General features: G+C 60.0%; 21 protein-coding genes. 4 read left to right on the top strand and 17 right to left on the bottom strand.

Annotated elements, in window-relative coordinates:
• Positions 1-548: 548 nt before the first annotated feature.
• The 4 genes from WA225_RS09600 to WA225_RS09585 all read right to left on the bottom strand — a co-directional run bounded on the left by WA225_RS09600 (position 549) and on the right by WA225_RS09585 (position 3,947).
• Positions 549-1,028 (bottom strand): hypothetical protein, encoded by a 480-nt coding sequence (locus WA225_RS09600; protein ID WP_422607756.1) that lies wholly within the window; start codon positions 1,026-1,028, stop codon positions 549-551.
• Between the two features lie 338 nt (positions 1,029-1,366).
• Positions 1,367-1,741 carry a DUF6124 family protein gene (locus WA225_RS09595; RefSeq protein WP_422607755.1) on the bottom strand — a complete coding sequence of 125 codons (375 nt, stop codon included), beginning with the start codon at positions 1,739-1,741 and terminating at the stop codon, positions 1,367-1,369.
• Between the two features lie 468 nt (positions 1,742-2,209).
• Positions 2,210-2,584, bottom strand: coding sequence for a DUF6124 family protein (locus WA225_RS09590; protein WP_422607754.1), 375 nt, complete (start codon positions 2,582-2,584; stop codon positions 2,210-2,212).
• Positions 2,585-2,978: 394 nt separating this feature from the next.
• Entirely contained in the window at positions 2,979-3,947 is a 969-nt protein-coding gene (locus WA225_RS09585; RefSeq protein ID WP_007914118.1) for a LysR family transcriptional regulator, read from the bottom strand.
• 274 nt (positions 3,948-4,221) lie between these two features.
• Here WA225_RS09585 and WA225_RS09580 point away from each other — a divergent pair, with 274 nt between their 5' ends.
• From WA225_RS09580 to WA225_RS09565, 4 genes are all read left to right on the top strand, one after another.
• The gene (locus tag WA225_RS09580; RefSeq protein ID WP_422607753.1) at positions 4,222-5,721 is read left to right on the top strand and encodes an efflux transporter outer membrane subunit; all 1,500 of its coding nucleotides are present in this window, start codon (positions 4,222-4,224) and stop codon (positions 5,719-5,721) included.
• A gap of 137 nt (positions 5,722-5,858) precedes the next feature.
• The gene (locus WA225_RS09575; RefSeq protein WP_422607752.1) at positions 5,859-8,051 is read left to right on the top strand and encodes an FUSC family protein; all 2,193 of its coding nucleotides are present in this window, start codon (positions 5,859-5,861) and stop codon (positions 8,049-8,051) included.
• Entirely contained in the window at positions 8,041-8,241 is a 201-nt protein-coding gene (locus WA225_RS09570; RefSeq protein WP_007914106.1) for a DUF1656 domain-containing protein, read from the top strand. Before WA225_RS09575 ends, WA225_RS09570 begins: the two co-directional genes overlap by 11 nt.
• A gap of 10 nt (positions 8,242-8,251) precedes the next feature.
• Positions 8,252-9,118 (top strand): efflux RND transporter periplasmic adaptor subunit, encoded by an 867-nt coding sequence (locus WA225_RS09565; RefSeq protein ID WP_422607751.1) that lies wholly within the window; start codon positions 8,252-8,254, stop codon positions 9,116-9,118.
• Positions 9,119-9,144: 26 nt separating this feature from the next.
• Here WA225_RS09565 and WA225_RS09560 read toward each other — a convergent pair whose 3' ends face one another.
• The 13 genes from WA225_RS09560 to alg8 all read right to left on the bottom strand — a co-directional run bounded on the left by WA225_RS09560 (position 9,145) and on the right by alg8 (position 26,001).
• A complete protein-coding gene (locus WA225_RS09560; RefSeq protein WP_422607750.1) occupies positions 9,145-9,969 on the bottom strand; it encodes an SDR family oxidoreductase in 825 nt (274 codons plus the stop codon).
• 36 nt (positions 9,970-10,005) lie between these two features.
• Complete coding sequence (locus WA225_RS09555; RefSeq protein WP_422607749.1) at positions 10,006-10,470, bottom strand: multidrug transporter; 465 nt, start codon at positions 10,468-10,470, stop codon at positions 10,006-10,008.
• A 265-nt stretch (positions 10,471-10,735) separates the two neighbouring features.
• Positions 10,736-12,187, bottom strand: coding sequence for a mannose-1-phosphate guanylyltransferase/mannose-6-phosphate isomerase (locus tag WA225_RS09550; protein WP_422607748.1), 1,452 nt, complete (start codon positions 12,185-12,187; stop codon positions 10,736-10,738).
• A gap of 212 nt (positions 12,188-12,399) precedes the next feature.
• Positions 12,400-13,056, bottom strand: a complete 657-nt coding sequence (locus WA225_RS09545) for an alginate O-acetyltransferase AlgF (protein ID WP_422607747.1) — start codon at positions 13,054-13,056, stop codon at positions 12,400-12,402.
• A gap of 14 nt (positions 13,057-13,070) precedes the next feature.
• A complete protein-coding gene (locus WA225_RS09540) occupies positions 13,071-14,246 on the bottom strand; it encodes an alginate O-acetyltransferase (RefSeq protein ID WP_422607746.1) in 1,176 nt (391 codons plus the stop codon).
• A 10-nt stretch (positions 14,247-14,256) separates the two neighbouring features.
• Positions 14,257-15,822 carry an MBOAT family O-acyltransferase gene (locus WA225_RS09535; protein ID WP_016985188.1) on the bottom strand — a complete coding sequence of 522 codons (1,566 nt, stop codon included), beginning with the start codon at positions 15,820-15,822 and terminating at the stop codon, positions 14,257-14,259.
• 276 nt (positions 15,823-16,098) lie between these two features.
• Positions 16,099-17,223 carry a mannuronate-specific alginate lyase gene (locus tag WA225_RS09530; RefSeq protein WP_422607745.1) on the bottom strand — a complete coding sequence of 375 codons (1,125 nt, stop codon included), beginning with the start codon at positions 17,221-17,223 and terminating at the stop codon, positions 16,099-16,101.
• Between the two features lie 8 nt (positions 17,224-17,231).
• Entirely contained in the window at positions 17,232-18,692 is a 1,461-nt protein-coding gene (locus WA225_RS09525; protein WP_422607744.1) for an alginate O-acetyltransferase, read from the bottom strand.
• Positions 18,693-18,702: 10 nt separating this feature from the next.
• Positions 18,703-20,289, bottom strand: coding sequence for a mannuronan 5-epimerase AlgG (algG, locus tag WA225_RS09520; protein WP_422607743.1), 1,587 nt, complete (start codon positions 20,287-20,289; stop codon positions 18,703-18,705).
• Positions 20,290-20,315: 26 nt separating this feature from the next.
• The gene (locus WA225_RS09515) at positions 20,316-21,797 is read right to left on the bottom strand and encodes an alginate export family protein (RefSeq protein WP_422607742.1); all 1,482 of its coding nucleotides are present in this window, start codon (positions 21,795-21,797) and stop codon (positions 20,316-20,318) included.
• Complete coding sequence (gene algK, locus WA225_RS09510; protein WP_422607741.1) at positions 21,794-23,305, bottom strand: alginate biosynthesis TPR repeat lipoprotein AlgK; 1,512 nt, start codon at positions 23,303-23,305, stop codon at positions 21,794-21,796. The genes WA225_RS09515 and algK overlap by 4 nt, the downstream gene beginning before the upstream one ends.
• Before the next feature lie 9 nt (positions 23,306-23,314).
• Positions 23,315-24,484, bottom strand: a complete 1,170-nt coding sequence (locus WA225_RS09505) for a PilZ domain-containing protein (protein ID WP_422607740.1) — start codon at positions 24,482-24,484, stop codon at positions 23,315-23,317.
• 35 nt (positions 24,485-24,519) lie between these two features.
• Complete coding sequence (alg8, locus tag WA225_RS09500) at positions 24,520-26,001, bottom strand: mannuronan synthase (RefSeq protein WP_422607739.1); 1,482 nt, start codon at positions 25,999-26,001, stop codon at positions 24,520-24,522.
• Between the last annotated feature and the right edge of the window lie 51 nt (positions 26,002-26,052).

The following is a 26,052-nucleotide window of genomic DNA, read 5'->3' as shown; positions in this document are numbered from 1 at the left end:
GTGTTTGGCTGCGCCAAACGGTCGCTGCGCTCCCACGCCCGGATCAATCCCTGCGCTCAGCCTTCCGATGTCGCCCGTGGATCAAGATCAAGAGCAGGCGAGCTGACACTCGGCCTATTGAGTGGTGAAGAGCGGGGCGCGCACGGCTTTTGTTTTTGTGGTGGGGCTGCACCTCACCACAGCCCTCTCCCGAGGGGGAGGGGGCCGATTTGTTTGCTTTTCAAGATCTGAGTTCAACGCGGTATCGCACGTCGGCGACATTCGTCTAAACACCTCGGTCAGTCCCCTCTCCCTCCGGGAGAGAGCTAGGGTGAGGGGCTTTTGATTTGATTCAAAATCTGAGTTCGACTCGGTATTTCACGTCGGCCTAACTCTACCAAACCCCACGGTCAGTTCCCTCTCCCTCGGGGAGAGGGTTAGGGGGAGGGGCTTTTAGCTGTGCGCCGGGGATTGGGAGATTTCGTGGTTATCCAGCACGCGATTCACCGCAATGGCTTTGGGGAAGCGGTATCAACATTGGCTGATACCCGCTTGCGCCTGCACTTGGGTCAGACTTTACGACTGATCTTTTTGATTAACTCAAGGCCTTTGACATCAATCTGACCATCATGAACTTGATGCAGCTCATTTGTGTCGAAATCTACAAAACTGAAGTTGAAGGCTGCTTTGAAAATTCCCTTTGCGATATCAAACTCTTCTACAACAATAAAGCCTGCATTTTTAGCGCTTGTATAGCCTTTTGTATGTGGGCCTGATGTATATGAAAATCTGAACGGAGAGGGAAAGTGCTCCGTGCTGAATTCATTCCTTCCATGCTTAATATTTGCGTCAAAAGTGAGGTCGATAGTGAATGAGGTGGTAGAGGACTTCTGGTAAGTTGCTTTTAACGCGACGATCTTATTGTCGGTAACAAAATGGTCGGGTTTTCCTTCGAACTTGTCGGTGACGTAGTCTTTGTTTAGTTTAGCAGTTACAGTGCCTTCACCTGATTTATTAAGTTTTTCAAGATTCAGATCTTTAATGGGCATGTATCGCTCCTTCAAGGTTATGTCGGGGTGAAGACATCCATTGTTCGGCTGAAGCGATAAAACCGCTACTGTCAGATCTGACAGGTTTCCTATATCGATTGGCTATTAAATTTAATCGAACGGTGATTTTTGGAACTTGATTGCCTACTTCAGGTTTGCGTCCATTGGACGATGCTTGAATCGTGTCAGGCCGTCATCCGGCATCATTCATGGAGAGGAAGCCGATTTGTGGGCCCTTCAGAATTTGAGTTCGACTCGGTATTTCACGTCGGCGTAACTCTACCAAACCCCACGGTCAGTTCCCTCTCCCTCGGGGAGAGGGTTAGGGTGAGGGGCTTTTAGCTGTGTGACGGGGATTGCGGGATTTCGTGGTTATCCAGCACGCGATTCACCGCCAGTTCGGCAAGCATGATGATCTGCTGAATCGCCAGCACCGTCCGCCGCTGCGGGATGTCGATGTAGGCGGCGATGTCGCTGGTCATCAGGCTGGCCTGTGCCAGTGATTCGCAGGCGTGGACCAGCAGGCTTTCGCTGTCCTGATCGGGGGCAACCTGGAACATGGTGCTGGGTTTGTGGAAGCGCAGGGTGAGTGCGTTGGGTTTGAGGTAGTGATCGAGGGCGCGTTCGGCGGCTTCGTGGAATTTCTTTGAGCCGGGGAATTCGTAGGGGGTGGTGTCGTCGGTTTCAGGTGGATTTTGAGGGGGATTGAGCACGGTGGAACTCCTTGAAGTGCTCCATTCATAAGCCGAGCGACCAAGCCCGGTTGCTGATTCTTCAGCGACACCCAAATCCTAGCCACCGCACTTCCGACGGACAACCGTCAAAACCTGTCGGAAACATCCGCAGATTCCTGGTTTTCGTAGGAGTTGTCGTAGGTGTGGATTGCTTGATATTTAAACGGGAAGTCCGGCGACCGCAGGCTGTGGCTGATCTGCGAGAAGATAGTTTTCCGTTTAAGGTTTGGCCATGGCAGCAGTCGAAGGTGAAAGGGGAAGACACACGCTTGGCTTTTGTTTCTCGGTGAATTTACCCCTCACCCCAGCCCTCTCCCCTAGGAGAGGGAGCCGATTTATGGGCTTTTCAATATCTGAATTCGACTCGGTATCGCACGTCGGCGTAGCTCACCCAAACACCTCGGTCAGTCCCCTCTCCCTTTGGGAGAGGGTTAGGGTGAGGGGCTTTTAGCTGTGTGCCGGGGATTGCGGGATTTCGTGGTTATCCAGCACGCGATTCACCGCCAGTTCGGCAAGCATGATGATCTGCTGAATCGCCAGAATCGTCCGTCGTTGCGGCAGGTCGATGTAGGCGGCGATGTCGCTGGTCATCAGGCTGGCCTGTGCCAGTGATTCGCAGGCGTGAACCAGCAGGCTTTCGCTGTCCTGCTCGGGGGCGACCTGAAACATGGTGCTGGGTTTGTGGAAGCGCAGGGTAAGGGCGTTGGGTTTGAGGTAGTGGTCGAGGGCGCGTTCGGCAGCTTCGTGGAATTTCTTTGAGCCGGGGAATTCGTAGGGGGTGGTGTCTTCCGCTTCAGGCGGATTGGGACTGTGTTTGATCATGGCAATATCCTTTTAATAGAGATGGAGCTGCCATGTTTCGTTTTCCAGGCGAAAGGGGTGGCAGCTGTACGCGGACTGGAAAAACCGGCAAAGGATCAAACCCGGCAGACCCGAAGGTCTCCCACGTACAGCCGCCATAACAAAACTTCGGCGCCGAAAAAGCGCGGCATTATGTCATGTGCTGTGATCCTGCGGGTTTTCCAGACCCGGTCGCTGATGCGTCAGCGACACCCAAATCCTAGCCACCGCACTTCCGACGGACAACCGACGCAACCTGTCGGAAACATCCGCGAAATCCCCGTTCTGTAGGAGCTGCCGTAGGCTGCGATTAAACATCAAGATCAAAAAACGCAGCCTGCGGCAGCTCCTACAGAAGACGCATTGTGTTTAAAAATCAGTTAGCGACGCGCGCGCCGGCGAGGCTGCCGCTGAGTTCGTAGGCCGCCAATTCCGCCTGATGCGCCGCCAGAATCTCCGGCAACGAGCCGCGCAAATACTCAACCCACGTCTTGATCTTCGCATCCAGATATTGTCGCGACGGGTAGATCGCATACAGGTTCAGCTCTTGCGAGCGGTAGTTCGGCATGACCCGCACCAGCGTGCCGTTGCGCAGGCCTTCGATCGCCGCATACACCGGCAACACGCCCACGCCCATGCCACTGGTGATCGCGGTTTTCATCGCGTCGGCGGAGTTCACCAAAAATGGCGAGCTGTTGATGGTGACCATTTCCTGGCCTTCCGGGCCGTCGAAGGCCCATTTCTCCAACGGAATCACCGGGCTGACCAGGCGCAGGCACGCGTGGTTGAGCAGGTCGCTGGGCTTTTGCGCGGCGCCGTTGGCTTTCACGTAGGCCGGCGAGGCGCAGACGATGCTGTAGGTGATGCCCAGGCGTTGCGAGACGAAACCCGAGTCCGGCAGTTCGCTGGCAAGCACGATGGACACGTCGTAGCCCTCGTCGAGCAGGTCCGGTACGCGGTTGGCCAGGGTCAGGTCGAAGGTGACGTCGGGGTGAGTCTTGCGGTAGCGGGCGATGGCGTCGATGACGAAGTGCTGGCCAATGCCGGTCATGGTGTGCACTTTCAATTGTCCGGCCGGGCGCGCGTGGGCGTCGCTGGCTTCGGCTTCGGCCTCTTCGACGTAGGCGAGGATCTGCTCGCAGCGCAGCAGGTAGCGTTTGCCTGCTTCGGTCAGGGCGATGCGCCGCGTGGTGCGATTGAGCAAGCGAGTTTGCAGGTGGGCTTCCAGGTTGGAGACCGCGCGCGAGACGTTGGCGGTGGTGGTGTCGAGTTGCACGGCGGCGGCGGTGAAGCTGCCGGCTTCGGCCACGCAACTGAAGGCGCGCATGTTTTGCAAAGTGTCCATGGGGTGCTCTCAAGGGAGATGGCAAATTGTGACACGAAGTTTCAGGGGCGAGACCCCCGACCAAGGGATTATCTCGTTAACCGTAACAAAGATTCACAGAAATCCCAGCTTATCGCCGCACAGGGCCTTCCATAGAATTGCGCCGATCCCTGTAGGAGCTGCCGAAGGCTGCGATCTTTTGATTTTGTTTTAAGGGAATCAAGATCAAAAGATCGCAGCCTGCGGCAGCTCCTACAGAGGAAGCATCGATCCCCTCTCTCAGGAATTCGCAGCTGTGCCGCGTCGCATCAACAGAGCGCTTTTGCCGCTCAGTGTTCTGGCTTTTACCCTGGGTCTTGGCGGCTGCATCTCAACGGACGGAATCGCCCCGCAAGGCAACGCGTTCGATGCCAATTCACTGGTCACCGACGACGCCATCGCTCACGCCGCCCGCGACGCCAATTGGCCCACCGCGCAATGGTGGCAAGCCTACGGCGACCCGCAACTCAATCGCTGGATCGACCTCGCCGTGCAGGGCAGCCCGAGCATGGCCATGGCCGCCGCGCGAGTGCGTCAGGCCAAAGCCATGGCCGGTGTCGCCGAAGCCGCAGAGTCGTTGCAGATCAATGGCGAGTCGACGCTCAAGCGGCACAACTGGCCGACCGATCAGTTCTACGGCCCGGGCGAGCTGGCCAACACCACGACCTGGGACAACAACGCCGCGCTGGGTTTCAGCTACGCCCTCGACCTCTGGGGCCGCGAAAGCAATAGCAGCGAGCGGGCGGTGGATCTGGCGCACATGAGCGCCGCCGAAGCCCGGCTGGCGCAGCTGGAATTGCAGAACAACATCGTTCGCGCCTATATAGAACTGTCGTTGCATTTCGCCCAGCGCGACATCGTCGCCGCGACGCTCAAGCAGCAACAGCAGATTCTCGATCTGGCGCAGAAGCGTTTGAACGGCGGGATCGGCACGCATTTCGAAGTCAGTCAGGCCGAAACACCGTTGCCGGAAACCCACCGCCAGATCGATGCGTTGGACGAGGAAATCGCCCTCAGCCGCAATCAACTGGCCGCGCTGGCCGGTAAAGGGCCGGGCGAGGGCGCGCAGTTGCAGCGTCCGACTTTGTCGCTCGGCGCGGCACTGAAACTGCCGTCGGCGTTGCCCGCCGAACTGCTCGGCCAGCGTCCGGACGTCGTCGCCAGTCGCTGGCAAGTGGCGGCGCAGGCTCGTGGAATCGATGTCGCGCACGCCGGGTTTTATCCCAACGTCGATCTGGTCGGCAGCCTCGGTTACATGGCCACTGGCGGTGGCGCGCTGGAGTTTTTGACCGGCAAGAAACTCAACTACAACGTCGGCCCGGCAATCTCGCTGCCAATCTTCGACGGTGGCCGATTGCGTGCCGAATTGGGCGAAGCTTCTGCCGGTTACGACATCGCCGTGGCGCATTACAACCAGACGCTGGTGAATGCGCTGAAGAACATTTCCGATCAGTTGATCCGCCGCGAGTCGATGGACAAGCAACAAGGCTTCGCCGCCGAGTCGGTGGCCACGGCGCAGAAGACTTACGACATCGCGATGATCGCTTATCAGCGCGGCCTCACCGATTACCTCAACGTGCTCAATGCGCAGACGTTGCTGTTCAAGCAGCAGCAAGTGCAGCAGCAGGTGCAGGCGGCGCGGTTGAGTGCGCATGCCGAATTGGTGACTGCGCTGGGCGGTGGCCTCGGTGCCGGCAACGATGTACCGACTGCCGAGAAAACCCAGGCCCCGAAAACCCCGGTTCTCCTGCGTTGAACACACAACCTGTGGGAGCGAGCTTGCTCGCGAAGAGGGCGTGTCAGCCAGCACATTGGTTGCCTGACTCACCGCATTCGCGAGCAAGCTCGCTCCCACAGGATCCCGGTCCGACCCGACTTTTCTGAGCAGAACTCATGACTCCCTTGCCCGCACTAATACGCTGGCTCTACTCCCTGGAATGGCGCCGTGGTTTTTTCGACTGGGCGCGCAGCGATGGCGTGACCTGGGTCTACATTTTCAAAGTGTTGATCGCGGCGTTCCTGACGCTGTGGCTGGCCATGCGCCTGGAATTGCCGCAACCGCGCACGGCGATGATCACCGTGTTCATCGTCATGCAGCCGCAGAGCGGTCAGGTGTTCGCCAAGAGTTTCTATCGCTTCCTTGGCACATTGGCCGGGTCGGCGATGATGGTCACGCTGATCGCCTTGTTCGCGCAGAACACCGAACTGTTCCTCGGCTCGCTGGCGATCTGGGTCGGCATCTGCTCGGCCGGTGCTGCGCGTTGCCGTAACTTTCGCGCCTACGGTTTTGTCCTCGCCGGTTACACCGCCGCAATGGTCGGTTTGCCAGCGCTGGCGCATCCGGACGGCGCGTTTATGGCCGCCGTTTGGCGCGTGCTGGAAATCTCGTTGGGGATTCTCTGTTCGACGCTGATCAGCGCCGCAATCCTGCCGCAAACCGCCAGCGCCGCCATGCGCAATGCCTTGTATCAGCGCTTCGGCGTGTTCGCGCTGTTCGTCACCGATGGTCTGCGCGGGCGCAGTAAGGCCGAGTTCTTCGAGGCGAGCAACGTGCGTTTTATCGCCGAAGCCGTGGGCCTGGAAGGGCTGCGCAGCGTGACCGTATTCGAAGACCCGCACATGCGTCGGCGCAACGGTCGACTGAGCCGTTTGAACAGCGAATTCATGGGGATCACCACGCGCTTCAACGCCCTGCATCAGTTGCTCGAACGCTTGCGCGGCAACGGCGAAGAACACGTCGTTGCGGCGATCAGGCCGGGGCTGCAGGATTTGGCCGAAGTGCTCGACGGCTTCAGCGGTCGCGCCCTCACCAGTCCCGATGCCGCGCGCTTGGCGACGGCATTGGCGACCTACAAGGAAGGCCTGCCGGCACGGGTGCGCAGCCTGCGCGCGACCTTTCAGGAAACCGATCCGAGCGACGCCGAGCAACTGGATTTCCACACCGCGTACGAACTGCTGTATCGCTTCGTCGACGACTTGCACAGTTATGCACAGACTCACGCGTCATTGGCCGATCACCGCCACGAACGCGAGCGCTGGGATGAACCGTTCACCCCGCAAACCAACTGGTGGGCGGCCGCTGCTTCGGGGATTCGCGCCTCGTTCATTCTCGTGGTGCTGGGCAGCTACTGGGTCGCCACCGCTTGGCCAAGTGGCGCGACGATGACCCTGATCGCTGCCGCAACCGTGGGCCTCTCGGCTGCTACGCCGAACCCGAAACGCATGGCGTTCCAGATGGCGTGCGGCACCTTCCTCGGTGCGCTGATCGGCTTCGTCGAGATGTTTTTCATCTTCCCGTGGATCGATGGTTTTCCGTTGCTGTGCGTCATGCTCGCGCCGGTGATCGTGTTCGGTTCTTTCCTCACCTCGCGCCCGCAGTACGCCGGTGTCGGCCTCGGTTTGCTGATCTTTTTCAGCACCGGCTCGGTGCCGGACAACCTGACGATCTACAACCCTTACACCTTCATCAACGACTACATCGCCATGGTCATGGGCATGCTGGTCTGTGCCGCCGCCGGGGCGATTATTCTGCCGCCGAACAGTCGCTGGTTGTGGAAGCGGTTGGAGCAGGATCTGCGCGGGCAAGTGGTCTACGCGATCAGCGGCAAACTCAAAGGCCTGGCCTCCAGCTTCGAGAGTCGCACCCGCGACTTGCTGCATCAGGCTTACGGTCTCGCCGCCGGGCAACCGAAGGTGCAAAAGAACTTGCTGCGCTGGATGTTCGTGGTGCTCGAAGTCGGTCACGCGATCATCGAGTTGCGCAAGGAGCAAGCGATTTTGCCGGTGCACCCGGCCTATGCCGAGTCGCAGCCGTGGCGGCAGGCAATCCGCGTGATGGGCCGCGCGCTGGTGCGACTGTTTCTGCAACCCAACTCCAGCAATCTCGAACGTGCACTGGTGGCGGTCGACCATGCAATCAGTCGCGTGGCGGCCACTGACGAACCGTTCGCGCCGCACTTCGATACCTCGGCGTTGCGCCGGGTGAAGAGTTATCTGCACTTCATCCGCACCTCGTTGCTCGACCCGCAATCACCGCTCGCTGCCTACGCCATCGCCAAGCCCGAAGGACCTGCCCATGCCTCGTGAAATCGCCTTCCACGGCGTGTACATGCCGACCATGACTTTGATGTTTTTCATTGCTGCGGCGCTGGCCTGGGCGGTGGATCGGTTCCTATCGGGGTTCGACCTGTACCGTTTTTTCTGGCACCCGGCGCTGCTGCGTCTGAGTCTGTTTACCTGTCTGTTCGGCGCCATGGCGCTGACTGTCTACCGTTGAGAACGTCACGATGAAAAAGTTTTTCAGCCTGCTCGCGACCCTGCTGGTGCTGGCCCTGGCGCTGTGGATCGGCCGCACGTTGTGGGAGCACTACATGAACACGCCGTGGACCCGCGACGGCCGCGTGCGTGCCGACATCATCAATGTCGCCGCCGACGTTACCGGCGAAGTGATCGATGTGCCGGTGCGCGACAACCAATTGGTGAAGAAGGGCGATTTGCTCATGCAGATCGACCCCGAGCATTACCGCATCGCGGTCAAACAAGCACAATCGCTGGTCGCCTCGCGCAAGTCGACGTGGGAGATGCGCAAGGTCAACGCCCATCGCCGCGCCGATCTGGACAACCTGGTGATCTCCAAGGAAAACCGCGACGACGCCAGCAACATCGCCGACGCCGCGCTGGCCGACTATCAACATGCGCAAGCGCAACTGGACGCCGCCGAACTCAACCTCAAACGCACCGAAGTGCGCGCGGCGGTCGACGGCTACGTGACCAACCTCAATGTGCATCGCGGTGATTACGCGCGCATCGGCGAGGCGAAGATGGCCGTGGTCGACATGAACTCGTTCTGGGTTTACGGCTTCTTCGAAGAGACCAAACTGCCCCACGTGAAAGTCGGCGATAAGGCCGATATGCAGTTGATGAGCGGCGAAGTCTTGAAGGGCCACGTCGAAAGCATCTCGCGCGGCATCTACGACCGCGACAACCCGGAAAGCCGCGAACTGATCGCCGATGTGAACCCGACATTCAACTGGGTGCGGTTGGCCCAGCGAGTGCCGGTAAGGATTCACATTGATGAAGTGCCGGAAGGTGTTCTGTTGGCGGCGGGGATTACTTGCACGGTGGTGGTGAAGCAGGAAGCTGTGGATCACTGACCGACCGCGATGGCGTCGGCGCGGTCTCAGAGCCGCCCGCGCAAGCCGAAGCGCTTCATCAACGTCGATTCCAGCAAACCCTTGGGCAACAACGCCGCCAACAACGGCAACGCGCGGCTGCCATTGCCGATGCGGATCAACCGTGGCGGTTTGCTCTGCTGCACAGCCTTGAGCAACTCGGCGGCAAACTCACTGGCCGGTGTCGGCTTGTCCTGAGAGGCCTTGGCCCGCGCGCGAATGCCTTCACGCAGGGGAAACCATGGTGATTGCTCATTGATCAGTTGTTCGGCTTCATGCCCGGCGTTTTTCGCGAAGCTCGATTGAATTGCGCCGGGCTGCACTTCCATCACCCGAATGCCGAACGGCGCCAGTTCCATGCGCAAGGCATCGCTCAAGGCGTGCACGGCGGCTTTCGATGCGCAGTAAGCACCGGCAAACGGCGTGACCAGCACACCGGACACGCTACCGACATTCACCACCAATCCTTTGGCCCGGCGCAGTACCGGAAACAGTGCGCGGGTGACGCCGACAATCGAGAAAACGTTGGTTTCGAACTGGCGCTGCATCGCCGGAACGCCGCCATCGAGCAGCGGCCCCATGGCACCGTAACCGGCGTTGTTGATCAGCACATCGAGGCCGCCGTGCTGCTGGTTGATGCGCTGGCCGAGTTGTTCCAGCGCGGCGGCGTCGTTGACGTCCAGTTGCACGGCGGTGAAGCCGGCGGTGCTGAGTGCGGCGACATCTTCAGCCTTGCGCGCACTGGCCCAGACTTCGTAGCCGGCGGCTTTGAACGCATCGGCGAGGGCGCGGCCAATACCGCTGGAGCAACCGGTAATCAACGCAACGGGCATGGCGCATTCCTTGTGCAGAAAAATTGAGGGAAGAGGTCAGTCGGAGAAACTACCCTGTAAGCGCTCGGCGCGAAACTCCAGGGTTTGCGGGCGATAACCGGGACGCAGTGGCGGCATGGGCAGGCAGTCTTCCCAGTCGCCGCCGGCCTGCAATTCGCCGGGGCCGCGATAGCGTGGCGCGGTGTATTGGTTGTCGGCCAGATTGACCGTGTCGCCCGGGGCGTAGGCCGCGATGCGCCAGCGCAGCTCGGTCAGGGGCACGTCGTTGGCGTTTTTCATTTTCAGTTGCAACGGACGATCCGCCGGGCATTGCTGCGGTGCATAGCTGATGCGCATTTCAAGGCGCGCTAGTTGTTTGATCTCGCGGTTGTCGAGCCAGACCACCCACATGGCCACGAAACCCAGGCCAATTGCCGCCGCCACCGACACCGGCAGGGCTTTGGCCGGATAGCGCAGCAGGAGGATCAGCCAGGTGATGACCAGCAGAATGCCGATGAACATGTCGCACAACCTCAAGCAGAGAGAGGGTCATCCTACCTAAGCGTAGGTGAGGTTGGCGATGGGCATCGGGGCTTGCGGTGTCTGATAGGGCCTCTTCGCGAGCAAGCTCGCTCCCACTTGGGAATGCATTTCAAGTGTGGGAGCGAGCTTGCTCGCGAAAGGGCCAGTTCAGGCGACACAGAATTCGGAAAAAAAAGCCCCCGCCCAACCCGCTGCGGATAGGGGACGCAGCGGGCTGGACGGGGGCTTCTTGTCTTGCTGAACGTTATTGCGCGATGGTCTTCACCGACACGCCGCGTTCGATCGGGGTGGAGCGACCGTAGATATCTTCGAAACGTTCGATATCGTCTTCACCCAGGTACGAACCCGATTGCACTTCGATGATTTCCAGCGGGATCTTGCCCGGGTTGCGCAAGCGATGCACCGAGGCGATCGGGATGTAGGTCGACTGGTTTTCGCAGAGCAGGAACACGTTTTCATCGCAGGTCACTTCAGCGGTGCCGCTGACCACGATCCAGTGTTCGGCGCGGTGGTGGTGCATCTGCAGCGACAGGCACGCGCCCGGTTTTACCGAGATGTGCTTGACCTGGAAACGCCCGCCCATGTCCACCGAGTCGTACGAGCCCCACGGACGATAGACTTCGCAATGGTTCTGGGTTTCGCTGCGGCCCTGCTCGTTGAGCGTGTTGACCATTTGCTTGACGCCCTGAACCTTGTCTTTGTGGGCAATCATCATGGCGTCTTTGGTTTCGACCACGACAATGTTTTCCAGACCGATCACCGACACCAGTTTGCCGTTGCCGTGGATCATGCAGTTCTTGCTGTCCTGGATGACCACGTCGCCTTTGGTGACGTTGCCGTTGGCGTCTTTCTCGTTGACTTCCCACAGCGACGACCAGCAACCGACATCGCTCCAGCCAGCGGTCAGCGGCACCACGCAGGCGCGCTGGGTTTTTTCCATCACGGAGTAGTCGATGGAATTGTCCGGGCAGCAGGCGAAGGTGGCTTCGTCCAGCGTCACGGTGTCGGCATCCTGCTCGCTGCGCTCAAGGGTCAGCAGGCAGGTGTCGTAGATGTCCGGATCGTGTTTTTTCAGCTCTTCGAGGAAGCGGCTGGCGCGGAACAGAAACATGCCGCTGTTCCAGTAGTAACCGCCGGATTCGACGTACTCGGTGGCACGTTTGACGTCAGGTTTTTCGACGAAGTGCGAGACGCGGCTGACGCCTTCGGGCAGCAACGAGTCAGCGGTGGATTTGATGTAGCCATAGCCGGTTTCCGGTTTGGTTGCCGGCACGCCGAACAGGACCATCTCGCCATTTTCGGCGGCAACGGTGGCCAGGGCGAGGGCGCGTTGCAGGGCTTTCTGGTCTTCCAGTACGTGGTCGGCCGGCAGCACCAGCATCAGTTCGTCACGACCTTCATTGACCAGCATCATCGCGGTCAGCGCCACGGCCGGCGCAGTGTTGCGGCCGAATGGTTCCATGAGGATGCGCTGGGTTTCCAGATTGCGAGCGCTCAACTGCTCGTTGACGATGAAGCGGTGATCCTTGTTGCAGACCACGATCGGGGTGTCCATGCCTTCGAACACCAGGCGCTCGAGGGTCTGCTGGAACAGCGTGTGTTCGCCGGTCAGGGCGAGGAATTGCTTAGGGAACTGCTTACGCGAAAGCGGCCAAAGACGTGAACCGCTACCACCTGACAAGATCACCGGAATCATATTGTTTACTCCATAAAATCGATTGGTTAGAGGCACGAACGCTGTGTCGTTTCACTCTTGGTTTTGTCTCGTACCCGAACTCTCACCTCGGTCCCTGTGGGAGCCTGGCTTGCCAGCGATGGCATCACCTCGGTGTATCTGCAGAACCGAGGTGTCTGCATCGCTGGCAAGCCAGCTCCCACAGGGAACCGGGTCAGTTCGGGAAAAAATGGTTAGCGGGTCGATACCGGGCGTTTCACCCAGACTGGCGACAGGCTGCTGCCGCTGCCGGTGACGTACAGCACCGCTGCTTCACCGCGCTCCAGGGCGACCGGTTTGACGTCGCCGACTTTCTTGTCACCTTCGTACAGCGCCAGGCTGACTTTCACCGGGTTGATTTCACGTTCACCACGGCCCTTGGCGGCGACGTTCGGCACCACGTCGGTCTTGCCGTCGGCGGTCTTCAGGGTCAGCGGTTTGTCGCTGAGGTTCTGCACGCGCACCAGGGATTTCTGCTTGTTCTTGAACGGCGGCTCTTCGATCAGTTGCGGCGCGCCGGAAGCGTTGTTGACCAGGGTGTAGTAGTGGTCACCGGTGAGTTTCACCGGCAGGGTCTGGCTGCCGACCTTGGCGCTGTAATCACCGCCCGGCATGAAGCTGAAGTCGCTGCTGGCCAGTGGCGCAACATCGCTCAGGTTGGTGCTGCCAACGGTGGCGCTGATTTCAGCGTTGCTGGCGTTGTAGACCCGCACAAAGGTCGAGCCTTTCGGTGCGGTCGGGCCGTAGAGCGCGGCGTCGCCACCGGCAAAGGCTGGGACGGAAAGCACGCTGAGGCCAGCAACCAGTGCGAAGCTTTTAGCGAGACGACGAGGAGTAGTCGTGAAAGTCATGGTGTACCTCTCTTTCAGTTTTGCGCCCGATCGGGCGTCTCGGATTTAGTGTTGATTGCTACGTTTTGTTGGCGCGCGCCGGCTTGTTTAAGCTCTGCGACCCACTGCGGGTCGGCGTCGCCGATTTCGTTGTTCACAGGCAGATAACGTTCAGGAAACTCCCAGATCAGCACCTGTGGCGGGCTGTTCTTGAAGTCATCGCTTTTCAGGTAGCTGAGCATCGGCAGGATCGGCCCGTGGCCGTCTTCGGCGTAGCTCACCACGTCGCTGTGCAGCGCTTGTTTCAATGCACCGACGAAGTTCCAGTTGGGGTTGGCGCTGTAGCTGGTGCCGACCAGTGCCACCGGCACTTCATTGCTGGCAAACAGCGCGTCGTCCCCGGCAGGCTGATCGCCGGCCGCGACGGTGTTGCGCTTTTGCAGCGGCTCTTGCGCCGGCATCAGGTTTTCGAACAGCGGATCGAGCGGCAGGAACAGACGCAGATCGCCTTTATGGGTGACCTTCTCCGCTGGTGTGGTGACGAAGCGCTGCGGCTCGCCGCTGAGCGGGAACTTGTCGGCGATGGTTTTCGCCAGGGTGTTCGCGGCAATCTCGGCGCCCTCAGGTGTCCAGTGCGTATCGGTGCGCAGGAACACTTGCTGACCGCTTTGCTTGGCCTGTTGCAATGGCTTGAGCAGGTCAGGGGCGAGGATCTTGTCGGCGGCTACACGAGCATGGAAATCCTGATAGAGATTTTCGTGAATGCTCGCCGGTTTCACTTCACCCAGATGCTCCGGGTACAGACGAACCTTGGCCGGGACGATCGCCATCACCAGTTTCACGCCTTTCGCTTTCAGGGTCTGGCGCACGCCTTCGACCAGCGCGTAGTTGCCTTGCAGGTTCAGCTCTTCGTTGACGATCGGGTTGAATTCCTCATCGCTGTACAACCACTGATCGCGGCCGAGCACTACGCCCGGACGACCTTCGTTGAACAGTTTGAAATCCAGCGCAGCCCAGAGGTTGGTGCCCAGACGCTTGATCGGGAATTCATCGTCATAGTGAGTTTCCACAGCCTTGGTCCAGCGGCCATTGAGCACCGTCGCATCGGCATTGGTGCTGAAGCCGAAGAAGCTGCGAACCGACCACAGACCCAAGACCAGCAGGGTCACCAGGAACAGGGCGATGTAGAAGATGCGTAATGAGCGGGTCATGTCAGATCCCTCAGAACTGGAAGTAAAGGAACGGCGAGAAGCTTTGCGCCGAGAGTTTGAGAATCGAGGCGATGAACAGCAGCAGGATCAAGCCGCGCATCACGTAGCGCGACCAGTCCGCGCTCCAGTAGGCCGGTTGCACCTGGGCTTCGACGCCGACGGTGTAGCCAGGCTCATGGATGCTCGCCGGGTTTTCGCCAGGGGCTGCCTTGATCATTCCCGGGGTCGCCGTCGCAGGGCCGTTGGCCTCGACGTTGACTTCGGGTTTGCTTTTGGCTGGCGGTTGATTGGTGTACAGATCACGCAGACCGAAGAACGCCAGCGTCACGTACGCCACGACCAGAGTCGCCACTTGCAGACCGGTGAGGCTGGCCTGATTGAGTTCCGACAGCGACCAGTCGCCGAAGCTGAACATGGCGCCGTACATACGACCGGCAACGTGCAGGTTCTCGGCACGGAAGATCACCCAGCCCATCACTACGAGCAGGAAGGTCAGTGCCCAGCGGATCGGGTTGAGGCTGCGCGGCGAGGTGTTCAGGCCCAGCGCTTTCTCAATCGCCAGCCACATGCCGTGCCAGGCGCCCCAGACGATGTAGGTGATGTTCGCGCCGTGCCACAGACCACCGAGGAGCATGGTCAGGAACAGGTTGCGATAGGTCATCAGCGTGCCTTTACGGTTACCGCCGAGGGTGATGTACAGATAGTCACGCAGCCACGTCGACAGGCTGATGTGCCAGCGGCGCCAGAACTCGGTGATCGACTGGCTGATGTACGGCTGTTTGAAGTTTTCCATGAAGCGGAAACCCATCATCAAGCCCAGACCAATCGCCATGTCGCTGTAGCCGGAGAAGTCGAAATACAGCTGCGCGGTGTACGCCAGTGCGCCGAGCCAGGCATCACCGGTAGTCGGGTTTTGCAGGGCGAAGCAATGGTCGGCGACCACCGCGAGGGTGTCGGCGATGAAGACCTTCTTGATGAAACCCTGCATGAACCGCGTGCAGCCTTCGGAGAACTTGTCGAGGGTATGCGTGCGGTTGTTGAACTGGTCGGCGAGGTCGCGGAAACGCAGAACCGGGCCGGCAATCAAGTGCGGGAAGATCGCCACGAACGCCGCGAAGTCGATCAGGTTGCGCGTGGCCGGGGTGTCGCCGCGATACACGTCGATGATGTAGCTGATCGATTCGAAGATGTAGAACGAAATACCGATCGGCAGCAGCACGTGGGTGAGGATGAACGGCTCGAGACCGACCGAGGTCATCATCGCGTTGATGCTGTCGACGCCGAAGTTGGCGTACTTGAAGTAGCCGAGGATGCACAAATCGACTGCGACACCGAGCAACAGCCAGCGCTGCGCCGGTTTGGTGCGCACACCGGCGGCACCGACTTTGAGGCCGATCCAGTAGTTCCACAGCGTGACGGCGGCGAACAGCGCGAGGAAGTCCACACGCCACCAGGCATAGAACACGTAGCTGGCGATCAGCAGCAGCAGGTTGCGATAGCGTTGCCCGCTCAAGTAGTACAAGCCGAGAAAGATCGGCAAGAACAGAAACAGGAACACGTTGGATGAAAATACCATCCCGATCTCTCCATGTTTGAACCAACAGTCAAGGGCCAAAGCCCCCCCAAACCCCCCGGTGGTAGTGGAGGGGTGAAACGGTGTTTCTGTCAGGGTTGTGCCGGGCCTTGAAATCTTTCCCTCACCCCCCGCCCTCTCCCGGAGGGAGAGGGAGCCTGATCTCTGGCGCTGCCAATATTGAGATCGACTCGATGTATCAGGTCGGCAGATTTCTCAAAAGCACCTCGGTCAGTCCCCTCTCCCTCCGGGAGAGGGTTAGGGTGAGGGGCTTTTGCTTCATGAGCCTTTGTTGCCCTTTTCATGCGACGGGTCGTAGACCTTGGTCAGGTCCCCACCCAGGCGGAAGGTCTTGAACGGCTGCATGCCGTGCTTCTTCTCGATCACATCCGGCGCACAGGTGTAGAGCGTGCAGAACGGTTCGAGCCAGGCGAATTTCATGTCCTCTTTCAGGTCAGTCATGTCCTGCTCTTTGCCGTTCTTCTTCTCGAATTCATCCGGGTCTTTCACCCCCGACAACACCCGATCACCGAGACGCTTCAGTGCGCCATTGTTTTCCTGACGCAAATCAACACCGTTGACCTGAGCGAAACTGGCGATCATCGCCAGCGGCGGCAGGGCGTAGTTGTGATAGGCGAGGGCGCGTTGCTGGCGCTTGAGTTCGTTCGGCAGGAAGCCATCGGCATCGACTTGATTGACGCCAACCTTGTATTCCTTCACCGCCCAATCGAACAGGTCGCGGCGGTTGGTCGCGACCGAGGTCGCCATCACCGACCAGGCAGCCCAGTACGAGTGGTTGTTGGTTTTTTCCAGCGGCAGGTTGTCCCAGTCGCTGACGACTTGGTCAGCCATTTTGCTGAACCACGCCTCGATCAACTGCGCTTGCTGCTGATGCTGCGCCAGCGGATGCGAGTCGGAGAATTTCAGGCGAATGTACGAAGAGGCCATGCTGCCCAGCGCCCATTTGCGCATCGACTTGCCGGTGTGGTTGAAGTCTTTGGACATCAACGCATCCGCCTTGGCCCACGCGGTCAGCCAGTTCAACGTGCAATCGAGCTGTTCCGGGCGACCGTCGCGCATGAACTGCATCACGCGTTTGGCGGTGCCGCGTTCCAGCGTTGTGATGTCTTTGGTGGTGTCGCGGAAGGCTTTTTCCGACTGCACGTTCAGCGTCGCGCGGGCCTTGTCCGAACCTTCGTATTTGCTGCGAAATTGCAGCGGCCCGGTGTACGGCGTCGGCATGGCATCGCAGCCTTCGCTGTTGTCACCTGTCTTGAATTTATCCACAGGGGCGAAATAGCCCTGGGGTGGACGCAGTGGCGCGGCGGCCTGAGTGGCCCCGGCGAACATCGCCAGGCTCAGCAGCGTCGGCGCTAAAAGAGTTTTCAGTTTCGAGTTTCGCATAGCAGACCTCATTGCCCGACCTGAGCGGTTTGTGGCCCAGCGCCCGGGAATACGTTGCGTTTGCAGATTTTCGCTTCGACTTTTTGTGGCGCGGTGCCCGCTTCCGGGCCCTGGACTTCGACTGCCAGCAGGTTTTGCGTGGCCCAGTCTTCGTCCGTGCGCAACTCAAAGGCGAAACGACCGTCGGTGTCGGAGGTTTCCGGTTTCTCGATCTTGATGTCCTCGTGGCGACCGTTCATGTACCAGAGGGTGGCTTGCAGGGTTTTCACCGAAGGGTCGGCGAAGCGGATGTCGACCTGATGGCTGCTGTTCTGCAGGTTCAGGTTCTTGCTGTTGACCAGCAGTTCTTGTTTGCTGCCCGGCTTGAGCGTGGTGCTCGCGGACATTTGCGCGTCTTTGCCTTCGCAGCCGTTGTCGAGCAGCGACATCATCTGGCGATAGATGGTTTCCTGGTCGAGGCGGTACAGCGGCGAGAATTCCCAGATGAGAATTTTCGGCGGGGTCTTCTGGAATTCGTCGCTGCCCAGGTACTGCAGCATCGAACCTTCGAGACCACCGCCGGGGAAGGCGACGTTGAGAATATCGGCGCCGATGGCTTCTTCGAGGAAACCGGCGAAGTTGTAGTTCTTGCCGCTGTGCGAAGTACCGACGAGGGTGATTTGCGGGTTGCCGGAATCACCGAACAGGTCGCCGTCGCCCGCTTCGCCCTTAGGCTCGGTGGTGAACTGATCCATGTACTGGATCGCGTAACTGGTGCCGCACAGTTGCCCGGCCATGTTGTGCAGGGTGCCGGTCTTGCCCATGCGCCCGGAGCGCTTGGTCTCGAATTCACGCTTGGGCACGTCGGCGAAGGCCGGGATCTGCTTGACCTTCTCGGCGACGATTTTCGCCGTGCGCTGCGCACCGTATGGCGTCCAGTGTTGGTCGCCGCGGAAGTAGAAATCGTGGGCGGGCAGGGTGTCCGGCAGCGATTCGTTGGTCAGCGGCGACAGGTCCGGCACGACGTAACCCATCTTGGCGAAACGGCCGAGCATGGTCTTGTAGTTGCCCAGCGCTTTCTCGTAATCGAATGCGGCTTTTTCCTGCGGGTTGAGCTTGTTGCGGTTCACCAGACCCCGGGTCGGCTGATAAACGATCACCAGTTCGACGCCTTTGGCCTTGAACGCATCGTGCAACTGTTGCAGACGCTTGTAGCCGGCCGGGGTGGTGTTGAACTCGGTGCGCAGGTCTTCCTGAGTCCGGAACAACCAGTCGCCTTGTGCCTGCACCAGGGTGGTGAAGTTCTGCTGATAACGCGTGGTGTAGTTCTTCGCGTCATGGGCGGCCGGGCACAGGTTGCAGCACGGTTCGGCGCTGAACTTCGGCGGCGTGGCGGCAGCGCTTTCATCGGCACGGGCGCCGTTGCTGGCCGCGAGAATGCCCACGGTCAGGGCCGACAGGCTGAGTAATTTGATCAAGTGTGGGTGCATAAAATTATCCTCAGTCCTGCATTTCGGTCTGGCGTTCGACAGGGTCGATCAGCACGGCTTTCTGCTGGCGCACCAGCAGGTCGAGAATTTCATCCTGGCGCTCGCCGAGGATGCCGTTGAAGCTGATGCCGCTGGATTTGGTCGGCGCCAGCATCGACACGCGATACAGCTCGACACTCAAAGGCGAATCGATCGACAGCGGGCCGCTGCCGTTGGCCGCCAGTTCACCGCCAACGACGATCAGCGACACCTGCGCATCGAACGGGTCGAGCTTGATGTCACGGTCGGTGTCGGTGAGGTCTTTGATGTGGCCGTAGACGCCAGTCAAACCGTTGGCCATGGCGACGTTTTCGTAGAGGCGGATGTTCACGCTGTTACGAATGCGGATGCCGTGACGCTTGTTGCTGATGACCTTGTTGCCCCACAGCAAATTGTCGGCGGACTCGTAGAGAGTGATGCCGTCGGTGTGGTTCTTGTAGATCTCGTTGTAGGCAATGATGTTGTTGACGCTGTTACGGTCGATCACCAGGCCCGAGAGGTGGTTGTCGAAGCTCTTGTTGTTGAAGATGAAGCTGTCGTTGACCTCACGGGAAATAATGATCCCGTGCTTCTTCTTGGTGCCGTGCACGGTATTCTCGGCAATGATCAGGCCGTGGGAACGGTCGTGCGGGTCGATGCCGTAAACGATGTTGTCTTTGTAGGTGTTGCCCTTGACCACGAAGTCGCGGGTCTCGTAGCAGTAGAAGCCGTACCACATGTCGGAGAACTCGGAGCCGACGATCCAGCCGGTCGGTTCAGGGCGCTTGAGCACCTTGGCCATGTTCGGCGTGTACTGGGAAATACTCACGCCGTAGGACTTACTGTTGGCGTAACCGAAGCTGGCCATTTTGCTGTTGACGATGTAGGTCTCGGTGCCGCCCCAGGCGAGCAGGAACGGACGGAATTCCTTCGGCGAACGGAAAGTCGCCGGGCCGTTTTCCTTCTCGCGCCAGCCAGTGATCTTGGTGTCACGCACGAACAACTGACCGTCGTTGACCAGGAACGAGCCGGCTTCTTGCGATAGGCGCAGTTCCTGGGTCTGGCCGTCGATATCGAGGATGCCTTTGCGGCCGACGACGATCGGCAGCTTGGACAAATACACGCCCGGCGAGGTCTCGCTGAAGTACTGCTTGGGCAGTTTTTGCGCCAGATCCTTGAGGTTCATGTAGCCGTCGTCGACGAAGATCGCCTGCGGGATGCCGTGCTGACGCACCACCCATTCGGCCATCTTGTTGTCGCCGCCGATGAAGTCCTTCAGGGCGTCTTCCTGCATCATCCGGCGCACGCTGAGCTTGCCCGGTTTACTGCGGACGATTTTCGCCGCAGCGGCTTCGGCGGTGAAGCCGGAGAGGTCGGGCAGTTTTGGCGCGGCCAGATTCAGCGCGTCGGTCGGCGCGCTGCTGACGGTGTAAGTCTTGGCCTGTTGCAGTTCTTTGGCCACGGTGGCCGGCTTGGCCGGTTGTGGTGCCGTCGGCTCCACATTGGCGAAGGCGCCGGCGCTGGCCAGCAGCATCGCGCCGGCCAGCAGGCTGAGTGAGCCTGTCCTGGTGCTGATCATGTCGGGCACTCCCTTGGCGGTTTGCATCAGAAGCGCCAGATCACGTCGATGAACGCGCGGTGCATGTACGAATCAACCTGCTTGCCGTAGGCATCGCCCGGCTTGAACACACCGCCACGGAAACGCACCAGGGCCGAAGGCTCGTCGATCGACTGGCTCAACGCCGCCGGCAACAGGCCTTGCTTGAAGTACTTGGTGACGACCAGGTCCATCTCCTGACCGAGATCCTTGTTGCCGTCTTCAAGCGGCAGCGAAGTGCTGGACAGGATCGCGCCGGTGACGTCGTCGGTGTTGTTTTCCACCGCGTTGATGCCGTTGCTGCCGACTGGCTTGTTGCCGTCGACGCGCCAGAACTTGTGGTAGATCAGGCTGGCGTCGTACTCGTCGTTGACCATCCACGAACCGAACAGCGTTGCGGTCTGCATGTTGTTCATTTCGCCACGGAAGGCTTCGCCGAAACGATGAACCCGCGAGCGCGTACCGGTGTAGTTGGAGCGGTTGCTCTCCAGACCATTCTGCTCGTAATCGGCGCTGGCGCGGGCATACGCACCGCCGACTTGCCATTGCGGATCGAGGCGCAGACGCACACCGATGTCGGTGGCCCAGCCGTTGACGTCATCGCTGCGCTTGGCTTGTGCCGGGCGCGAACCATCGGCGTTCAGCGCGTTGACCGTGTCGCGGTCGCCGCTCATGCCGGTGATGCTGCCCCAGTAGTTGACGGTGTTGGTGTTGCGCCAGTTGTAGGCGTCGCTGTCGGCGGTCAGGCCGAGCCAGCTGATGTCGCCGTTCTCGGTTTTATCCAGCGAGTCGCGCGCCACGCCCGGTTCGGCGTAATCGAGTTTGCCGTCATCGTGGGTGTGATGACCGCGAATGCCGACCCACTGGCCCGGCGTCCACTGGTAAGCAGCGTCGGCGTAGGCGTGCAGGCGATCCTTGTCTTTCGGCGCCAGCTCTTTCAAGTCGGTGCGGTATTCGCTGAAGCGTTCAGCGACACCGGCGTTGGCGCGCAACAGGGTGGTGTCGAACGTCCAGTTCAGCGCTTCGATGTTGGTGTCGCGCCATTGGCCGTCGTCATTGCGCAAACGCTGACGACCGAACTTGAGCATCTCGCCCGGGTACGGGGTGAGGCCGCTGTAGCCGACCCAAAACTCGCGCATCGCCAGGTAGTTTTTCTTGGTTTTGCGATCACCGCTGTCGGTGGTTTGTTCACCGTCGGATTGTTGCAGGGTGTCGGTTTCGATGATGTCGGTCGAGGTCACGGCCTGGCCCATGGCGTAGGCGCTCCACGCGCCGCTTTCGCCGTAGACCCACGGACGCAGGTCGAGGCCGACGCCGTTGACGTCGCCGCCGCTGGCGGTGCCAAGGTCGCGGTCATCTTCGGACTGGCCGGTGACTTTCACTTCGAGGCCGAAGTTCTTGGTTTCAGTCATCGCGGCCAGTGTCGGGCAAGACCAGATCAGCGCGAAGGTGAGGCCAATACCGGCCTTCACGAATGGATTCAACTTCATAATTTTTCCTCGCCGTCTTCTTCTTGCAGGGCGTGCAGTTGCAGCGTGTTCTGATTCAGAGCGCCACGGCTGGCTTGCTCTTGTTGCAGCAGACGTTGGGCTTCGGCCAGACGCTCGGGCGGCAATTGCGCGGCGAGGGTGGTCGCCAGCTCATCGGCTTGCGGGGTGTTTTGTGCTTTGGCCAATTGGCTGAACACGTAGGCGTTGAGCGGGTCGGGCTGGGTGCCTTTGCCTTGGGAAAACAGCTGGGCGATGGCGAAGTCGGCGCTGTTCTGGCCGTTGCGCGCAGCGGTCAGCAGGTGGTCGAGGGCCTTCTGCGGGTAGACCTTGCCGAGGTAACCACGGCGATAGATCTGGCCGAGGTAGTAGTCGGCGGCGACTTCGCGGCCGACGGCTTTCTGGAAATGTTCTTCGGCGACTTTCGCGTCGGCCGGGACCAGTTTGCCTTCGTAGTAGAGCTTGCCCAGCAACAGCTCGGCGCGCGGCTGGTCAGCGGCGCGGCCGTTGTCGAGGTACTTCATCATCTGATCGACGTCGCCCAGTTCGGGATAGTCGTAGAGCAATTGCGCGAGGGTCACCCACGACGCCGGGTAACCCGGAGCGATCGGCTCGAGCAACGACTGCGCGGTTTTTTCGTCAGGCTTGCCGAGGGTCGAATCGGCCAGGACACGGGCGACGGAGTCGACGCGCTGCGCGGTGACGGTGCCACGGCTGTAACCGGCCTGCATCTGCTTGATCAGTTCGGCTTGTTGCTCTGGCTGGGCACGTTTCTGGTAAACGGTGGCCAGTTCGACGTAGCAGATGTCGGTGGTGTTGAGCGCGGCTTTGCAGATCTTTTCCACGTCATCCAGGTGCTGGTCGTAGGTGCCTTGCGTGCGATACAGCAGCACTTGCGCCAGACCCGCTTCCGGGTAACCGGATTTGCGCCACTGATCGATCTGCTGCTGGGCGTTGATGTTGGGGAAGCTGTGCGGGTATTGCAGGTACAGCATCGCCAGCGGGATCAACGTGTTGCCTTCGCCATTGGCGGCGGCTTTTTTCAGCAGGCTTTCGGCTTCGTGGTGCTCGGCTTCGGTGGAACCCGGTTTGGCCACCAGCAAACGACCGAGACGCGCCTGAGCACGCGGCGAAACACTGGCGGCGGCGCGATAGGTCGCTTCGGCCTGTTTCATTTGCGCAGGATCGCGGCTGTCGACCTGGATATCGGCGAGACCGACTTGCGCTTCGCTGTAGCCCAGATCGGCCAGTTGCTGATAATTCTGCGCGGCGGTGGCGGTGTCGCCGCGCTTGAGCGCTTCGTTGGCCAGACGCTGATCGGGCAGGCCGGCGCAACCGGCCAGACTGACCGCCAATGCCAGCGAGCACACCACATGAACTCTGTGGGAGCTGGCTTGCCAGCGATTCAGGCGACTCGGTATTTCAGCAAGACCGCATTGATCCGATCGCTGGCAAGCCAGCTCCCACAGGGATCGTGGCGTTCTGAAAAGACTGGTGATAGTCACAGGCATGTCCTCGACTTAAAGACCGGCAGCCATGGCTTTGTCGATCAGCCAGTTCAGGTTCGGGCCACGGTCGCTGTTCACTTCCACCGGGCGGCCGGCGAGGCTGCTGTCGAGTGGCTCGTCAGGCTGGATCTGCACGCGGATGTCGGAGGACAGGTCGGCGCTTTTCAGGCTGGTGCTGCTGACGATCTTGCCGGTGCGGGTCTTGTCTTCGCCGGCGATCTGGAAGCTCACCGGTGTGCCTGGACGCACGTCGCCGAACTGGCGATAAGAGAAGCGCGCATCGACGGTGGCCTGGGTATTGCGCGGCACCAATTGGAAGATCACATCGCCCTTGCTCGCGTACTGACCGTCAGCCACCAGTTGCTGGGCCACGGTGCAATCGCACGGCGAAGTCAGGGTGCCGGTCATTTGCTTGCCGAACAGTTCTTCAACCTTGGCCGACGACAGTTGATCTTCTTCCAGATGGCCCTTGAGCACGTCGAGCATGCTGGTGCTGAAGGTCGCCAGCGGCGCGCCTTTCGCGGCTACGCCATCGGACTTGATCAGGCTTTGCACGGTGCCGTCGCGCGGCATGGTGATGTTCATCCCCGGCACGCTGACCAGACCAGCCTGCGCGTGGCTGACGAAGTACATGCCGTACACCGATTTGAAAATGAAACCTGCTGCAACCAGGCCAACGGCGAAGATACCGGCGCTGAACGTCACTGCTTTCAGGCGCCCGAACGGGGTCATGCCAGAGCCGCCGTCCTTGACCTTGCGTGCCTTGGTGAAGTTGTCGCGCTGCAGGGTCGCCAGCACTTCGCCGATGCTGACGATGTCGCCGGCCAGGTGCGAAGTGATCAAGTGGCGCAGGGTGGAAATGTCCTGCTGCTCAAGGTTCTGGAACTGGCAGCCGACGCGGCCGGTCTGGCGGTCGTAGGAACGCACTTGCAGTTCAACGTCCATCGCCAGGCCGAGGTTGTCGATGACGAATTGCAGGCGCGCCTTGTACACCTCGCCGATGGTCAGCGGCATTTGCCCGGCGTTGAACGCCAGACCACCGGCGGACAGGTCGAGCACTCGCGCTTCTACCGGGGTCCGGTCGGGACCGAAGAAGCGCAGTTTGGCCGGGATTTTCACGCGGGCGTGTTGGCGCTGGGCTTCGGATTCATGCACTACGTTGGCGTTGACGGCGGTATTCATAGGGGCGATTTCCTTGTTAATTCAATAGGGGCGGGTCAGACCATCATCAGCAGCACGGCGACAAAAATGCTGCCGGCGGAGAAGGTCATGGTCCGAGACGACCAGGTGTTGAACCAACGTTGAAAGCTGGCGAGATCACGGGTCAGGGAAGTGGGTTGGCGCGTCCAGGATTGTTGGTCGAGGCGGAAGAACACGTAGATCTTCACCATCGCGCCGACGATCTGGTTGTAATAGAGAATCACCGGGTAAGCCGGGCCAATGCGGTGACCGGAGCACGACAGCAGCAAGGTCAGAATCAGGCGGGTGATGCCGATCCACAGCAGGTAAACCAGAATGAACGCGGTGCCGTATTTGAAGCTGGCGATGATTGCCACAGTCAGGCCGAGCAACGAGGTCCACATCGATACGCGCTGGTCGAACAGCACCACCGAGGTGAAGGCGCCGAGGCGTTTCACACCCAGGCCCAACGCTCGCGAGTTCTGGCGCAGGTTGTTGCCGTACCAGCGGAACATCAGTTTGCGGCTGGCCTTGATGAAGCTCTTTTCCGGCGGGTGCTCAACAGTGTTGATCGCCGCGTCAGGCACGTAGAAGGTGTCGTAACCGAGGCGCATCAGGCTGAACCAGCTCGACTTGTCGTCGCCGGTCAAGAACTTGAAACGGCCCAGACGCCAGTGTTGCAGTGAGTCGCTTTCAACGTCGGCGATGAATTCCGGGTTGGTTACCACGGTGGCGCGGAACACCGACATACGGCCGGTCATGGTCAGCACGCGTTTGGACAGGGCCATCGAGCACATGTTGATGTGGCGCTGGGCGAAACGCAGCTTGTGCCATTCGCTCATGATGTAGCCGCCGCGCACTTCGCAGAACTCGTTGGTGGTCAGGCCGCCGACGTTGCCGAACAGCTGGAACCACGGCACGGTCTTGCGCACGGTGCCTTCGCCGAGCACGGTGTCGCCATCGATCACGGCAACCACGGCACGGTCGTCCGGCAGGTGACGGGAGATCGCACGGAAACCGTAGGCCAGGCCATCACGTTTGCCGGTGCCGGGAATCCGTACGAAGTCGAGCTTGACGCGATCGGGCGGATTCATCCGCGCCCACAGCGCCTTGACCAGCAGCTCATCGGACATTTCCACGATCGAGCAGACCACGGTGGTCGGCAGTTCGCAGTCGATGGCTTCACGGATCACCGAGCTGTAGACCTGCGCAGTCGTCAACGCATCGATACGGAAACTGGTGACCATCAGGAACACATGCGAGGGGTCCGCCGCCTTACCCAGCTTGCGCACTTTGCGGCGCAGGTGCGGGTAAACGATGTAGAGAAAAATCATGCCGCGCACAAAGTGCGTTGCACCCATCGAGTAGCGCCAGATACCCACGGCGCCAATCAGGAAAATGAAGTCCTTCGACTCGGAGTCGAATGTGGACGTGGGCAGCATCAAGGCCAGGCCCATCAGCAGACTGAGATAAAAAAGCCAGCCGGCTGATTGCAGAAAAAAATGTTTGAGCTTGCTCATCAGCGTCATCCGAAGGTAAGGGAGGCTTCAAGCTGCAAGCTTCGAGCTGCA

The sequence above is a fragment of the Pseudomonas sp. genome (assembly GCF_049300855.1).
GTDB lineage: Bacteria > Pseudomonadota > Gammaproteobacteria > Pseudomonadales > Pseudomonadaceae > Aquipseudomonas.
The sequence above is the reverse complement of the archived record's forward strand: the minus strand, read 5'-3'. Positions and strand labels throughout refer to the sequence as shown.

What these genes read in the sequence shown, in the direction of transcription:
- WA225_RS09600 (WP_422607756.1), bottom strand. Translation starts at nt 1,028, where the DNA reads ATGCCCATTAAAGATCTGAATCTTGAAAAACTTAATAAATCAGGTGAA.
- WA225_RS09590 (WP_422607754.1), bottom strand. Translation starts at nt 2,584, where the DNA reads ATGATCAAACACAGTCCCAATCCGCCTGAAGCGGAAGACACCACCCCC.
- WA225_RS09585 (WP_007914118.1), bottom strand. Translation starts at nt 3,947, where the DNA reads ATGGACACTTTGCAAAACATGCGCGCCTTCAGTTGCGTGGCCGAAGCC.
- WA225_RS09575 (WP_422607752.1), top strand. Translation starts at nt 5,859, where the DNA reads ATGACTCCCTTGCCCGCACTAATACGCTGGCTCTACTCCCTGGAATGG.
- WA225_RS09570 (WP_007914106.1), top strand. Translation starts at nt 8,041, where the DNA reads ATGCCTCGTGAAATCGCCTTCCACGGCGTGTACATGCCGACCATGACT.
- WA225_RS09565 (WP_422607751.1), top strand. Translation starts at nt 8,252, where the DNA reads ATGAAAAAGTTTTTCAGCCTGCTCGCGACCCTGCTGGTGCTGGCCCTG.
- WA225_RS09560 (WP_422607750.1), bottom strand. Translation starts at nt 9,969, where the DNA reads ATGCCCGTTGCGTTGATTACCGGTTGCTCCAGCGGTATTGGCCGCGCC.
- WA225_RS09555 (WP_422607749.1), bottom strand. Translation starts at nt 10,470, where the DNA reads ATGTTCATCGGCATTCTGCTGGTCATCACCTGGCTGATCCTCCTGCTG.
- WA225_RS09550 (WP_422607748.1), bottom strand. Translation starts at nt 12,187, where the DNA reads ATGATTCCGGTGATCTTGTCAGGTGGTAGCGGTTCACGTCTTTGGCCG.
- WA225_RS09545 (WP_422607747.1), bottom strand. Translation starts at nt 13,056, where the DNA reads ATGACTTTCACGACTACTCCTCGTCGTCTCGCTAAAAGCTTCGCACTG.
- WA225_RS09540 (WP_422607746.1), bottom strand. Translation starts at nt 14,246, where the DNA reads ATGACCCGCTCATTACGCATCTTCTACATCGCCCTGTTCCTGGTGACC.
- WA225_RS09535 (WP_016985188.1), bottom strand. Translation starts at nt 15,822, where the DNA reads ATGGTATTTTCATCCAACGTGTTCCTGTTTCTGTTCTTGCCGATCTTT.
- WA225_RS09530 (WP_422607745.1), bottom strand. Translation starts at nt 17,223, where the DNA reads ATGCGAAACTCGAAACTGAAAACTCTTTTAGCGCCGACGCTGCTGAGC.
- WA225_RS09525 (WP_422607744.1), bottom strand. Translation starts at nt 18,692, where the DNA reads ATGCACCCACACTTGATCAAATTACTCAGCCTGTCGGCCCTGACCGTG.
- algG (WP_422607743.1), bottom strand. Translation starts at nt 20,289, where the DNA reads ATGATCAGCACCAGGACAGGCTCACTCAGCCTGCTGGCCGGCGCGATG.
- WA225_RS09515 (WP_422607742.1), bottom strand. Translation starts at nt 21,797, where the DNA reads ATGAAGTTGAATCCATTCGTGAAGGCCGGTATTGGCCTCACCTTCGCG.
- algK (WP_422607741.1), bottom strand. Translation starts at nt 23,305, where the DNA reads ATGCCTGTGACTATCACCAGTCTTTTCAGAACGCCACGATCCCTGTGG.
- WA225_RS09505 (WP_422607740.1), bottom strand. Translation starts at nt 24,484, where the DNA reads ATGAATACCGCCGTCAACGCCAACGTAGTGCATGAATCCGAAGCCCAG.
- alg8 (WP_422607739.1), bottom strand. Translation starts at nt 26,001, where the DNA reads ATGAGCAAGCTCAAACATTTTTTTCTGCAATCAGCCGGCTGGCTTTTT.